This is a genomic window from Fundidesulfovibrio sp. YSD1, assembly GCF_055397115.1.
Genome location: NZ_AP043666.1, coordinates 2,259,874 through 2,272,154, shown reverse-complemented (window position 1 = coordinate 2,272,154; position 12,281 = coordinate 2,259,874). Strand labels below are relative to the sequence as shown.

General features: G+C 68.4%; 13 protein-coding genes. 7 read left to right on the top strand and 6 right to left on the bottom strand.

Annotated features, from left to right (window positions below; all coding sequences use genetic code 11):
* Window positions 1–58: 58 nt before the first annotated feature.
* Entirely contained in the window at window positions 59–508 is a 450-nt protein-coding gene (locus ACZ5V4_RS10645) for an RpiB/LacA/LacB family sugar-phosphate isomerase (protein ID WP_464314835.1), read from the bottom strand.
* A gap of 143 nt (window positions 509–651) precedes the next feature.
* Window positions 652–1,119 (bottom strand): N-acetyltransferase family protein, encoded by a 468-nt coding sequence (locus ACZ5V4_RS10640; protein WP_464314834.1) that lies wholly within the window; start codon window positions 1,117–1,119, stop codon window positions 652–654.
* 267 nt (window positions 1,120–1,386) lie between these two features.
* Here ACZ5V4_RS10640 and ACZ5V4_RS10635 point away from each other — a divergent pair, with 267 nt between their 5' ends.
* Window positions 1,387–3,129, top strand: coding sequence for a cation:proton antiporter (locus ACZ5V4_RS10635; protein ID WP_464314833.1), 1,743 nt, complete (start codon window positions 1,387–1,389; stop codon window positions 3,127–3,129).
* A 5-nt stretch (window positions 3,130–3,134) separates the two neighbouring features.
* On the opposite strand, the gene ACZ5V4_RS10630 is transcribed toward ACZ5V4_RS10635, so the two are convergent.
* Genes ACZ5V4_RS10630 through ACZ5V4_RS10615 form a run of 4 tightly spaced genes read right to left on the bottom strand, consistent with a single transcriptional unit; the run spans window position 3,135 to window position 7,341 of the window.
* Entirely contained in the window at window positions 3,135–4,298 is a 1,164-nt protein-coding gene (locus ACZ5V4_RS10630; protein WP_464314832.1) for an ABC transporter permease, read from the bottom strand.
* 4 nt (window positions 4,299–4,302) lie between these two features.
* The gene (locus ACZ5V4_RS10625; RefSeq protein WP_464314831.1) at window positions 4,303–5,463 is read right to left on the bottom strand and encodes an ABC transporter permease; all 1,161 of its coding nucleotides are present in this window, start codon (window positions 5,461–5,463) and stop codon (window positions 4,303–4,305) included.
* Window positions 5,438–6,139 carry an ABC transporter ATP-binding protein gene (locus ACZ5V4_RS10620; protein ID WP_464314830.1) on the bottom strand — a complete coding sequence of 234 codons (702 nt, stop codon included), beginning with the start codon at window positions 6,137–6,139 and terminating at the stop codon, window positions 5,438–5,440. The genes ACZ5V4_RS10625 and ACZ5V4_RS10620 overlap by 26 nt, the downstream gene beginning before the upstream one ends.
* Window positions 6,136–7,341, bottom strand: a complete 1,206-nt coding sequence (locus ACZ5V4_RS10615) for an efflux RND transporter periplasmic adaptor subunit (RefSeq protein ID WP_464314829.1) — start codon at window positions 7,339–7,341, stop codon at window positions 6,136–6,138. Before ACZ5V4_RS10615 ends, ACZ5V4_RS10620 begins: the two co-directional genes overlap by 4 nt.
* A 101-nt stretch (window positions 7,342–7,442) precedes the next feature.
* Here ACZ5V4_RS10615 and ACZ5V4_RS10610 point away from each other — a divergent pair, with 101 nt between their 5' ends.
* The 6 genes from ACZ5V4_RS10610 (at window position 7,443) to ACZ5V4_RS10585 (ending at window position 12,278) form a co-directional block, all read left to right on the top strand.
* Window positions 7,443–8,261: a tetratricopeptide repeat protein gene (locus ACZ5V4_RS10610; RefSeq protein ID WP_464314828.1), complete on the top strand. Its 819-nt coding sequence runs from the start codon at window positions 7,443–7,445 to the stop codon at window positions 8,259–8,261.
* Entirely contained in the window at window positions 8,258–9,082 is an 825-nt protein-coding gene (locus ACZ5V4_RS10605; protein ID WP_464314827.1) for a hypothetical protein, read from the top strand. The genes ACZ5V4_RS10610 and ACZ5V4_RS10605 overlap by 4 nt, the downstream gene beginning before the upstream one ends.
* A 13-nt stretch (window positions 9,083–9,095) precedes the next feature.
* Entirely contained in the window at window positions 9,096–9,506 is a 411-nt protein-coding gene (locus tag ACZ5V4_RS10600) for a hypothetical protein (protein ID WP_464314826.1), read from the top strand.
* A gap of 107 nt (window positions 9,507–9,613) precedes the next feature.
* Window positions 9,614–10,342, top strand: a complete 729-nt coding sequence (locus tag ACZ5V4_RS10595; protein ID WP_464314825.1) for an amino acid ABC transporter ATP-binding protein — start codon at window positions 9,614–9,616, stop codon at window positions 10,340–10,342.
* 128 nt (window positions 10,343–10,470) lie between these two features.
* Window positions 10,471–11,283, top strand: coding sequence for an ABC transporter substrate-binding protein (locus ACZ5V4_RS10590; protein WP_464314824.1), 813 nt, complete (start codon window positions 10,471–10,473; stop codon window positions 11,281–11,283).
* A 296-nt stretch (window positions 11,284–11,579) separates the two neighbouring features.
* Window positions 11,580–12,278: an amino acid ABC transporter permease gene (locus tag ACZ5V4_RS10585; RefSeq protein ID WP_464314823.1), complete on the top strand. Its 699-nt coding sequence runs from the start codon at window positions 11,580–11,582 to the stop codon at window positions 12,276–12,278.
* Window positions 12,279–12,281 lie beyond the last annotated feature (3 nt).

Below are 12,281 nucleotides of genomic sequence, written 5' to 3'. Positions count from 1 at the left end.
ACAGAGCTCCCCCCGCCGGGGAGCCTTTCCACGGCGGTGCCCCATTGCGGCGGGCGTGTCAGGCCCCGCGCTCCAGGGCGGCCACCTTGCCCAGGCGGCGGCGGTGCCTTTCGGCTCCGCTGAAGCGCGCGGCCAGAAACGTCCGGACCAGCGAAAGCGCCTGGGGATAATCGAGCACCCGCCCGCCCAGGCAGATCAGGTTCATGTCGTCGTCCTCCACGCCCTGCCCGGCGGAAAAACCCTCGTGGATGAGCGCCGCGCGCACGCCCGGCACCTTGTTGGCCGCGATGGACGCGCCGACCCCGCTGCCGCACAGGGCCACGCCGCGCTCCACCCGGCCCGAGGCCACTGCCTGGGCCAGGGGGACCACGAAGTCCGGGTAGTCGTCGCCCTCGTCCAGGGCGAACGCCCCGAAGTCCTCGAGCTCGTGCCCTTCCGCCTTCAGATCCTCAGCCAGCCGCTCTTTCCAGGCGAACCCGCCGTGGTCCGCAGCGATGCCAAGGCGCATGGCGCACCTCCCTTTTGACGGCCCCTCACCCGCGACGGCTTCGCGACCCTTTCGCGAAACCGTTGCCGGGACCCGGGGCAGAGCCCTTACGGGTCGAGGGCAGCGCCCTCGCGGGGTGTGGGGCAGCGCCCCGTCCTCGAACACTACCCCGCCGGAGCCTCCTGCTTCAAGCGCATGGTCAGCTTGAAGGGCCTGAACCCGAGCTTCTCGTAGAACCCCTTGGCGTGGTCGTTGCCAACGGTGACCTCCAGGTCCACGCTCTTGGCCCCGCGCTCCCTGAACCAGTCCAGGGCGTCGCGGCTCAAGGCCAGGCCCACGCCCTGGCCGCGCAGGGAGTCGTCCACGAAGAGCGACTCCAGCACCCCGTCCATCTTGGCCCCGATGAAGGACAGGCAGTAGCCCAGGTCCTTGCCGTCCTGCACGGCCATGCGGATGCGCAGCCCGTTGACGCCCGAGGCCACCCAGCGCGCGCGGCGGCTGTCCATGGTCCGGCCCTTGAAGGTGTCGGGGAAATCGGGGCTGACCTCGGCCTGGTAGGCGTTGAGCCGCTCCCACATGCCCTGGATGCGGTCCAGAAACTCGGCCCCGCCCGTCTCGTAGATCACCGGCATCGTCGTCCTCCTGGATTGGTTCTCGGGTGCTTTCCGTAGACGGCCACATGGTATCACGCGCCGTGACCGCGCGTACAGCGCAACTGTTTCGGCCCGCCAGGTAACGGTTCGCACATGACCCGGCCCCGGGTCCGGGCCCGGAAACGATCATTTCCCGCGCCCGGCTTGCCGTTTCGCGCCCGGGCGTGCTAGCCTCAGGGCGAGTCTCGACGCGATAGCCGTTGCAACCGCCAATCCGCGGGCCCCTCGGGGCCTCGACATACGCCAATGCCCCACGACATATCCCTTATCCTGACCCTCGCGGGCGGACTGACCGCCGCACTGGTTCTGGGCCTCGTCACCCAGAAGCTGAAGCTCTCGCCCATCGTGGGCTACCTCCTGGCGGGCGTGGCCGTGAGCCCGCACTCGCCGGGCTTCGTGGCCGACGCCGCCATCGCGGCCCAGTGCGCCGAGATCGGCGTTATCCTGCTGATGTTCGGCGTGGGCCTGCACTTTCACCTGAAGGACCTGCTGGCCGTGCGCGCCGTGGCCCTGCCGGGCGCGCTGGTGCAGATCGCGGCGGCCACGGGCCTGGGCGCGGTGATCGCCGTGTTCGCGGGCTGGACGTGGATCTCCGGCCTGGTGCTCGGCACGGCCATCTCCGTGGCCAGCACGGTTGTGCTCACGCGCGTGCTGGCGGACAACCGCGACCTGCACACCCCCACGGGCCACGTGGCCGTGGGCTGGCTTATCGTGGAGGACCTGTTCACCATCCTGGCCCTGGTGCTCCTGCCCACCCTCTTCGGCCCTCAGGCCACGGCGGGCGGGGGGGGGGTGGCCCAGGCCCTGGGCCTGGCCGTGGTCAAGCTGGGCGCGCTGGTGGGCTTCACCTTCCTAGCGGGCCGCAAGGCGATCCCATGGTTTTTGGGGCTCGTGGCCCGCACGGGCTCGCGCGAACTCTTCACCCTGGCCGTGCTCGCGCTGGCCCTGGGCATCGCAGTGGGCTCGGCGGAGTTCTTCGGGGCCTCCATGGCCCTGGGCGCGTTCCTGGCGGGAATGGTGGTGGGCCAGTCCGAGTTCGGCGCGCGAGCGGCCACGGACGCCCTGCCCATGCGCGACGCCTTCGCCGTGCTCTTCTTCGTCTCGGTGGGCATGCTCTTCGACCCGGCCAAGGCCTTCGCGGACTGGCCCTTCCTGCTCTCCGTGCTGGGCGTGGTGATCGTGGGCAAGCCCATCGCGGCCCTGGCCGTGGTGCTGGCCCTGGGCCGGTCCATGCGCTCGGCCCTGGTGATCGCCGTGGCCCTGGCCCAGATCGGCGAATTCTCCTTCATGCTGGCCTCCCTGGCCGGGGCGCTCGGGCTCATGCCGGCCGAGGCCACGGGCATGCTGGTGGTGGTGGCCGTGATCTCCATCACCCTGAACCCGCTGCTCTACCGGTGTATCGACCCCCTGGCCGCATGGCTCGAGCGCAAGGGCCTGGGCCGCGAGCCCAAGGCCCAGGCCAGCCAGCCCGTGCCGCCGCCCGGCGCCGACGCCCACCGCATCGTGGTGGTCGGCTACGGGCCGGTTGGGCGCACGCTCACGCGCATCCTGGCGGACATGGGCATCGACGTGGTGGTGGTGGAGCTCAACCTGGACACCGTGCACCGCCTGCGCGACGAGGGCGTCCCCGTGGTCTACGGCGACGCCACGCAGGAGGAGGTGCTCACGCACGCGGGGGTGGACAAGGCGGAAGGGCTCATCGTCGCCGCCTTCTCGGAGCACACCCTGGAGATCGTCTCGACGGCCCTCAGGCTACGCCCGGACCTGCGCGTGCTGACGCGGGCCAACTACCTGGCGGAGGTGGCGGCGCTGCGCAAGGCCGGTGCCCACGACGTGTTCGCCGGGGAGGGCGAGGTGGCCCTTTCCATGATGGCCGCGCTCATGCGCGGACTCGGGGCCACGGACGAGCAGATCGACCGCGAACGCAGGCGCGTGCGCGAGGAGTTCTTCCAGCCGGAGCCTGAGGCTGGCGCGGCATCCGCGAAATAGCGGCGCTAGCCCGACCTGAGCGCCTCCACGATCCCCAGGCGCGAGGCCCGCAGCGCGGGCAGAAAGCCCCCGGCCACGCCCATGAACACGGCGAAGCCCATGGCCCAGGCCGCTATGTCCGCCGTGAGGGTGAAGCGGAAGGCCAGCTCCGCGAAGGTCTGGAAGTTGGTGGTGGAGAAGCTCATGAAGCTGAGGAAGGCCGAGAAGAAGATACCGGCCGCGCCGCCAAGCAGGCCCAGAAACAGGGCCTCGGCCAGAAACGCCGCCAGGATGGCCCTGCGCTTGAAGCCCAGGGCCCGAAGCGTGCCGATTTCGCCCACGCGGTTGGCCACGGCCGAGTACATGGTGATCATGGCCCCGAGCATGGCCCCGATGGAGAATATGGCTGTCAGCGACACGCCGAGCACCCTGAGGAAGCGCGCCAGGGCCTTGGACTGGTCCTCGTAGTACTGCCGCTCGCGCTTGACCTCGGCCTGGAGCCTGGGGTCGGCCTCGACGGCCGCCCTGTACGAATCGAAATCCCCCACGGTCTTGAGCCTGACCACCACCACGGAGTAGGCTTGGCGCCTGAAGGCCTGCATGAGCTGCTCGGCGTCTCCCCAGATCTCGGAGGCGAACCCCGTGTTGCCCGCGTCGAACACGCCCACCACGCTCCACTCGCGCTGGCCGAAAACGAGCGACTGCCCGAGCCCCACGCCCGCGAACTTGGCTGCCACGCTCTGACCGACCATGATCTCCGTGGAGCCCGGCTCCGGAAGCCTCCCCTGAATGAGCTTCACCTGGGGGCGAAGCTCCAGGGAGGCCGGGCCGATTCCCCTGATGACCACGTTGGCCGCGCTGCCGCTGCGCCTGGGCAGGGCGATGAGCACCACGAGCTCCCTGGCCGCGAGCAGCGCGCCCGCGCGGTCCGTGGCCACCTCGGGCATGGTCGCGCAGACGTTGGCGGCGGAGCGCTCCAGCGCGGACTGCACCTCGGTCTCGGAGCTCTTGCGCAGCACCACTGCGTTGTCCGGGCTGCCCGTGGCCACCAGGGTCTGGCGCAGGCCTTCGGCCAGCATGAGCGTGGCCGTGAACACGAAGACCACCAGGGCCATGCCCCCGGCGGTAAGGAGCGTGGTGGCCCGCCTGGTGAGTAGGTTGCGCCAGGAATAGCTCAGGGGGATGGCCACTGCCTCACCCCACCTTCCGAAGCGCCGAGGCGATGCTCACGCGCGCCGCGTACCACGCGGGGTAGGCCCCGGAGAGCACGCCCACGCCCAGCCCGGCCAGCACCCCCAGGACCACGGTCTCGCGCGAGACCGCGAACACGGGCAGGAAATCCTCCATGAAGCGCCCGAAGGCCTTGGCGCAGGGGCCAATGAGCGCGAGCCCCAGCCCGGCCCCGGCGAGGCTTATCACCAGCGCCTCCCCGGCGATGAGCGCGGCCACGGTGCCCGGCCCGAAGCCCAGGGTCTTCAGCACCGCGTACTCGCCCGTGCGCTCCCTGGCGGACATGGCCATGGTGTTGGCGGCCACGGCCAGGATGATCAGCACCACGACGAAGCTCACGATGCGAATCGCCAGCAGGATGGCCTCGGACATGGACACGAAGCCCATCTGGAAGGCCTTCTCGGTCTCGGTGAGGGTTTCGGCCAGGGAGTTGGCGAACTGGGCGTCTATGGCCTTGGAGATCTCGGCCGCGCGGCCCGCGTCGTCGATGCCCACCAGGTAGAAGCCCACCTGTCCGGCGCGGTTGGGCGAGGTGGCGCGCATGGTCTCGTCCAGGTAGTCCCAGTGGAAGAAGAACTGGCTCTCGTCCGTGGTGGAGCGCGCGCCCCGGTAGATGGCCCGGATGGTCATGGTCCAGTCCCCGGGGAAGATGGTGCCGCGCAGGGTCACGTCGTCGCCCACCTTCCAGCCGAAGCGCCGGGCCAGCTTGGCCCCCACCAGGCAGCCCTTGCGGTCGCGCAGGAACTGGGCCTTCTGGTCCGGGTCGTCGATGACGAACTCGGGGTAGAGCTCGAGAAGGGTCTTTGGCTCGTAGGCCAGGTTGGAGAAGAAGTTCTTCTCGTCGATGTAGATGCCCCCGAACCAGGACCCGGGGCAGACCGTGGTGACGCCCGGAACGGCGCGGATCTTCTCCTTGTAGGCCAGGGGCAGCGAGAAGGTGAGCGAGATGGCGTTTCGCGTGACCAGCCTGTTGGCCGAGCTCGACTCCACGCCCACGTACCACGCGTCGATCACGGTGCGCAAAAGTCCGAAGGCCAGGATGGCCACCATGACGCCGAGGATCGTCAGGAAGGAGCGCAGCTTGTGGCGGAAGGCGTTCCTAATCGCCAGCTTGACGAGCAACACGCGAAAGCTCCCCCTTGTCCAGATGCAGCAGAACGTGCGCCTGCTGGGCCGCGCGCGGGTCGTGGGTGACCATGATCACGGTCTTGCCCAGTTCGGCGTTCAGGCGGTCGAGGAGCTTCAGTATCTCCTCGGCGCTGGCGCGGTCCAGGTCGCCCGTGGGCTCGTCCGCCACCAGGATCTCGGGATCGGTGACGATGGCCCTGGCGATGGCCACGCGCTGCTGCTGGCCGCCCGAGAGCTGGGCCGGGTAGTGGTCCATGCGCTCGGCCAGGCCCACGGCCGTGAGCGCCTCCACGGCGTGCTCGCGCCGCTCGCGCCTGGAGAGCTCCGTGAGCAGGAGCGGCAGCTCCACGTTCTCCAGGGCCGTGAGCACCGGGATCAGGTTGTAGAACTGGAAGATGAAGCCCACGCTGCGGCTTCGCCACTCGGCCAGCTCGGTCTCGTCCAGCAGCGTGATGTCGCTTCCGTCCACCACGATCTCGCCCGAGTCCGCCCGGTCGATGCCCGCCAGACAGTTGAGCAGGGTGGACTTGCCCGAGCCCGAGGGGCCCATGAGCGCCAGGAATTCGCCCCCCGCGATGTCGAAGGAGATGTCCGTGAGCACGGGGATCACCTGCCCGCCGCGCTCGTAGGACTTGCAGAGGTTGCGGATGGCTATCAGGGTGCGCGCGCTCATTTTCCCGCCGCCGCCACCTTGGAGCCGTCCTTGAGCCCTTCCGGCGGCGAGAGCGCCACGCGCTCGCCCGCCTTCACCCCGTCCAGGACCTCCACCATGTCGCCGAGCCTGGCCCCGGTCCTCACCTTGGCCAGCCGGGCCGCGCCCTCCTCCACCACGAACACCCGGGCGCCGTCCCCGGAACCGAGCACGGCCTTGGCGGGCACGGCCAGCCTGGGCGCGGACTCGTCCGGGGCCGGGGCGCGCTCCAGAAAGGCCACCTTGGCGCTCATCTGGGGCAGCACGCGGGGGTCCGGGCTGGTGAAGCGCACCTTGACCATCACCGTGGCCTTGGTCTTGTCGGCCGTGGGCACGATCATGTGCACGTAGCCCGGGAAGCGCTCCTCGCCGAAGGCGTCCAGCATGATCTCCACGGGCTGGCCCTGGCGCACCTTGGCCATGTTCGACTCGGACACGTCCGCCTCGATCTGCAGGGAGCCCATGTCGGCGATGGTCACCACCGAGGCCTTGGCCGTGCTGGAGGCGCCGATGGGCGTGACGATGTCGCCCACGTCCGCGCTCTTGGTGAGCACCACGGCCTCGAAGGGCGCGCGGATCACGGTGTACTCCAGGTTGGCCCGGGCCAGCTCCAGGGCGGCCTGGCGCGAGGCGAGCTGCCGCTGGGCGTTCTCGTGGGCGGCCTGGGCCTTGCGCAGCCTGGCCAGGGCCTGGTCGAACTCCGAACGGGCCACCACCTTGCCCCTTTCCAGGGCCTGGTAGCGGTCGTGGTTCAGCTTGGCGTCGTCGAGCTCCGCCCTGTCCTGGTCCACCCGGAAGCGCGCGGCCTCCAGGTCGGCCTGGGCCTGCTTGAGCGCGGCCGTGGTGTCCTCGCTCTCCAGGCGCGCGAGCACCTGGTCCTTGGCCACGCGGCTGCCCTCCTCCACGCCCAGCCACACGAGCCTGCCCGTGACCTTGGAGGCCAGGGCGGCCTTGCGGTCCGCCACCACGTAGCCCGTGGCGTTGACCAGCGTGAACGAACGCGAGGGGTAGACCATCACGGCCTGGGCCGTCTCCACTTCGTACTTCCGGGGCGCGAGCCACCAGCCCGCGGCCAGCAGCGCCGCCACGGCGGCCACCCACAGCCATCCGGGCACGCGCCGCCTGGCCTTGCCCTGGGCCTGGCCCTGGCGGCCGATGCGCAGTTTTCCGAGGTCCTGATTCATGGCCGCGGACTATAGCCGAGGACATGCGGCCGGTCACCAGCAAATTCGATCAACCGGAATGGACAGCCGCCCCGGCCTGGGCTATCCATGAAACCGTAGCCATGCCCGAGAAAGAAGTACCCGCAGCGCAGCCCATCAAGGGCGTTTTCGCCACTGAAGCCGTGGCCACCGTGGGCTTCGGCGCGACCAAGAGGCGAGTCAAGCAGGCCGTCTACGTCTACGCCGAGGAGACCGTGGACGGCATGGTCTCCTGCCGCCCGCTGAACACCGAGTTCATTCCGCAGCAGGGCGGGCGGCTCGTCAGCAAGGAAGAGTTGCTGAACAAGTTCGCCCCGGCTCCGCACATCTACTTCGGGAAGATGCTCCCGGCCATGCGCGCCCTGGAGAAGGCCGTGGACAACGCGGACCGCTGCCGCAGGGAGGGCCAGCTCTTCACGGCCGAATTCGAGTACAAGAGCGCCCTGCGCATGGACGAGGACCACATCCGGGCCTCCTTCGGCCTGGGGCTCACCTACCTCGAGCGCGGGGACGCGCCAAACGCCGACATCGTCTTCCGCAAGCTCTCCAGGCTGGAGGGCACCTTCGCCGAGGAGCACAAGCACCTCTTCAACGAGTTCGGCATCCAGCTGCGCAAGAACGGCATGCACTCCCAGGCCCTGGGCCACTACGCCAAGGCCCTGCGCCTGAGCGCCGCCGACGAGCACCTGCATTACAACCTGGCCCGCGCCCTCTACGAGAAAGGCCGCAGCCGGGCCGCGCTGCGCTTTTTGAACCGTGCCCTGGAGCTGCGCCCGGGCTTTCCCGAGGCCGTCCGGTTCAAGGAATACATCGGGGAGAGCAAGCCCTCCTTCGACATTATCCCCGAGTCCTTCCTCGAACTCTCCCCGACAACACCCAAGCCTTCGGACGGCGCGCAATGATCTACCAGTTCCTGGGAAGCTTCCTCCTGGAGCGCGGCCTGGCCACCAGGGCCCAGATCGACGAGGCCGCGGCCAGGCAGGCCGACACCAACCGCCGCCTGGGGGACCTGGCCGTGGAGGCCGGGCTGCTCACGCCCGCGCAGGTGGAGGAGATATTCACGCTCCAGCGCGACACGGACCAGAGCTTCGGGGCCATCGCCGTGGCCAGGGGCCTGGTCTCGCGCAAGGACATGGACGCGCTGGTCTTCCGGCAGAGCGTGCGCCGCACGCACCTGGGCGAGGCCCTGCTGGAGCTCGGGCACCTGACCCCGGAAGGCTTCTCCTCCGCCCTGACCGACTATTGCGAGCGGGAGCGCTCGCGCCGCGAGAGCGTGAACGCGCTCCTGGCCTCCTGGGGCGGGGACGCCCCGGCCGGGCTGGTCGCCGCCCTGGAGAGGTCCTTCCTGCGCTTCGCCCGCTGCCCGCTCAAGGCCATGGGGCCGCTTGGGCAGGAGGAGCTGGCGGCGCTGCCCTACGCGTTCGGCTCGTCCATCCCCCTGGAGGGCGGCACGCTCTTCGGCTTCACCCTGCACCTGGGCGCGGACATGCTCGCGCGGATCGGCCGCAACGCCTCGGGCGAGGACCTGCCCGAGGAGGACGCGGAGCGGTCCGTGCGAGAGATGCTCGGCGTCATCTGCCGCTACCTGCGCGACTCCGCCCTGCGCTGGACGGGTTTCGCCCCGGCCGGACCGGAAAAGCCCGGCCCGCTGCGCCTGAAACTCGCCTGCCCGGACGCGTCCCTGGGCCTGACCATGGAGAAACCCCGCCAAACGCAAACGTGAGGAGGCACACGCCATGACCCGAGCACTGCCGACGCTTCTGGCCGCCCTGCTCCTTTTCGCGGGCTGTTCCCCCCTGCCCATCACGGGCAAAGACATCGCGAGCGAGCCCACGGCCTGGTGCGTTGTGAACACCCCGCCGGACCCGGCGCTCATGGGCTACTGGCGGCGCATCCCGCCTTCGCAGTACAACCGGCCCCACGTGTTCAACTACTGGCTGGTGAAGAGGGGCGAACGCTACGCGGTGTTCTACCACTGGGACGACAAGCGCGGGAAGGTGGTCCGGGGCTGGTTCCCCTTCGTCATCGACGGGGACCGCATGACCTCGTCGGAGGACCCGAGCACGTATTTCATCAAGGAGGGCTCCGTGTTCCACAACTACTCGGGCCGCCCCTTCGACTCGCCGATGATGAAGCTCAAAGACTGAGGAAGCCCGCCCCCGCTGGGTTCCGGGCGTTCTTGACATGGCGGGATATCCAGGTAATCTCGCCACTTTGTCTGTTTTGCCAATTTTGCCAGGGAGGATAGCGCCCGATGCCCATGATCGAATTCAAGGACGTACACAAATGGTACGGTGATTTCCACGTACTCAAGGGCATCGAGGAATCGGTCGAGCAGGGCGAGGTGCTGGTCATCTGCGGGCCTTCCGGCTCGGGCAAGTCCACCCTGATCCGCTGCGTGAACCGCCTGGAGGAATACCAGCGCGGCACCATCCTCTTCGACGGCAAGGACATCCACGACCGCTCCATGGACGTCAACCAGCTGCGCTCCGAGATCGGCATAGTGTTCCAGCAGTTCAACCTGTACCCGCACCTCACGGTGCTGAAGAACGTGACGCTGGCCCCGGTGAAGGTGCGCAAGACCCCCAAGGCCGAGGCCGAGCGCATCGCGCTGGACCTCCTGGAGCGCGTGGGCATCCACGACCAGGCCCACAAGTACCCGGCGGAGCTCTCCGGCGGCCAGCAGCAGCGCGTGGCCATCGCCCGCGCCCTGGCCATGCGCCCCAAGGTCATGCTCTTCGACGAGCCCACCTCGGCGCTCGACCCGGAGATGATCAACGAGGTCCTGAACGTCATGAAGGACCTGGCCCGCGACGGCATGACCATGCTCTGCGTCACCCACGAGATGGGCTTCGCGCGCGAGGTGGCCGACCGGGTGATCTTCATGGACGGCGGCGAGATCATCGAATCCGGCCCCCCGCAGGAATTTTTCAGGAATCCCAGGCACGAACGCACCCGCGCGTTCCTCAAGGAAATCCTCTAACGCCGGGCCCGCGTCCGCGCCCATTCCCGGAAAGCCAAGGAGTCATCCCGGCACGAACGCCCGCGCGGACGAGGACCACCGTCCCCGGGCGGCAAAAAAGGCAACCCAAAACCCGACAGGAGGTTTCGATGAAGCGTTTCGCCGCGGCCCTCACGGCCATCCTTGCCCTGGCCCTGCTCGTATCGCCCGCGTTCGCCGGGAAGCTCGAGGACATCAAGAAGAAAGGCGTCTTCGTCGCCGGCGTGAAGGACTCCCAGGTCCCCTTCGGCTTCATTGACGAAAAGACCAACCAGATCGTCGGGTTCGAGATCGACCTGATGAAGGCCCTGGCCGACAAGCTGGGCGTGAAGTTCGACGTCAAGCCCGTGACCTCCGCCACCCGCATCCCCATGCTCACTCAGGGCGAAGTGGACATCGTGGCCGCCACCATGACCCACAAGAAAGACCGCGAGGGCCAGATCGACTTCTCCATCACCTACTTCATGACCGGGCAGCGCCTGCTGGTGAAGAAGGGCGCCGTGAAGTCCATCAAGGACCTGGCCGGCAAGAAGATCGGCTCCGTGAAGGGCTCCACCTCCGAGCAGAACGCCAAGAAGGCCGAACCCACCGCCACCGTCGTCTCCTTCGAGACCTACCCCGAGGCCTTCCTGGCCCTCAAGCAGGGCAAGGTCGAGGCCGTGACCACCGACGAAGCCATCCTCGTGGGACTCAGGTACTCCGACGACAAGCCCGACAACTGGGACATCGTGGGCGACTACATCTCCCCCGAGCCCTACGGCTTCGGCGTGATCGAGAACGACTCCAAGTTCCGCGACTTCGTGAACATCTCCCTGATGGAGCTGTGGGAGTCCGGCGAGTACAAGAAGATCTACGAGAAGTGGTTCGGCAAGGACACCAAGAACTACATCCCCCTGACCTGGACCATGGAACTCTGGCCGTAGGCCGCGATTTGCCCGGGCGGCCCGGTCCGCCCGGAAACCGGCCGGGGGCGTGCGCCCCCGGCCCCGCCCCCGGCTCCGGACCGCGCGTCCGGGCCCGGGGGCGGGGCCGCGAGGCCTTGTAATCCCAGACCCACTTCCTGTACGGGACGCAAACGGCCCGTCGAGCGCGGCGCGCGCCTCCGCCACGGAGGCGGACGCCCGCGCGGGCATTCAGGCGCAGGACATTTCCGGCCCGGGCGAGCCCGAGCCACACCCGGCCCGGGGCCCTTGCCCCGGTTAGAAACTGGAGCGGCACGTTGGCTTATCAGTTCGATTGGACCCTGGTGGTCACCGGCGAATACGGCGAGTGGTTCGTCCAGGGGCTCGTCACCACGCTCAAGATATCGGGCATCTCGATCTTCTTGTCGCTCATCCTGGGCACCATGGCCTGCGTGATGCGCCTGACCAAGATCAAGCCCCTGGAGTGGCTGTCCTGGCTGTACATCGAGTTCTTCAGGAACACGCCGCTACTGGTTCAGATATTCTTCTGGTATTTCGGCTCCTACGTGATCCTGCCCGAGTTCGTGAACGAGTGGTTCAAGGAGTGGGACTTCGAGTTCGCCTGCGGCGTGGTCGCCCTGACCTTCTACACCGGGGCCTTCATCGCCGAGGATCTGCGCTCGGGCATCTTCGCCATCCCCAAGACGCAGTTGGAGGCCTCGCGCGCCTGCGGGCTCTCCTTCATGCAGGCCATGGGCCACGTGATCCTGCCCCAGGCCTTCAGGATCATCGTGCCGCCGCTCATCTCGCAATTTTTGAACCTGATCAAGAACTCCTCGCTGGTCATGACCATCGGCGTCATGGACCTGACCTACATGGCCCGCCAGGTGGAGGCCCACACCTTCCACGGCCTGGAGGCCTTCACGGTTTCCACGGCCATGTACCTGGCCATCTCGCTGATAGTCTCCTTCAGCATCCAACAGTACAACACGCGCGTGCTGCGCACTGCGAGGTAGCGC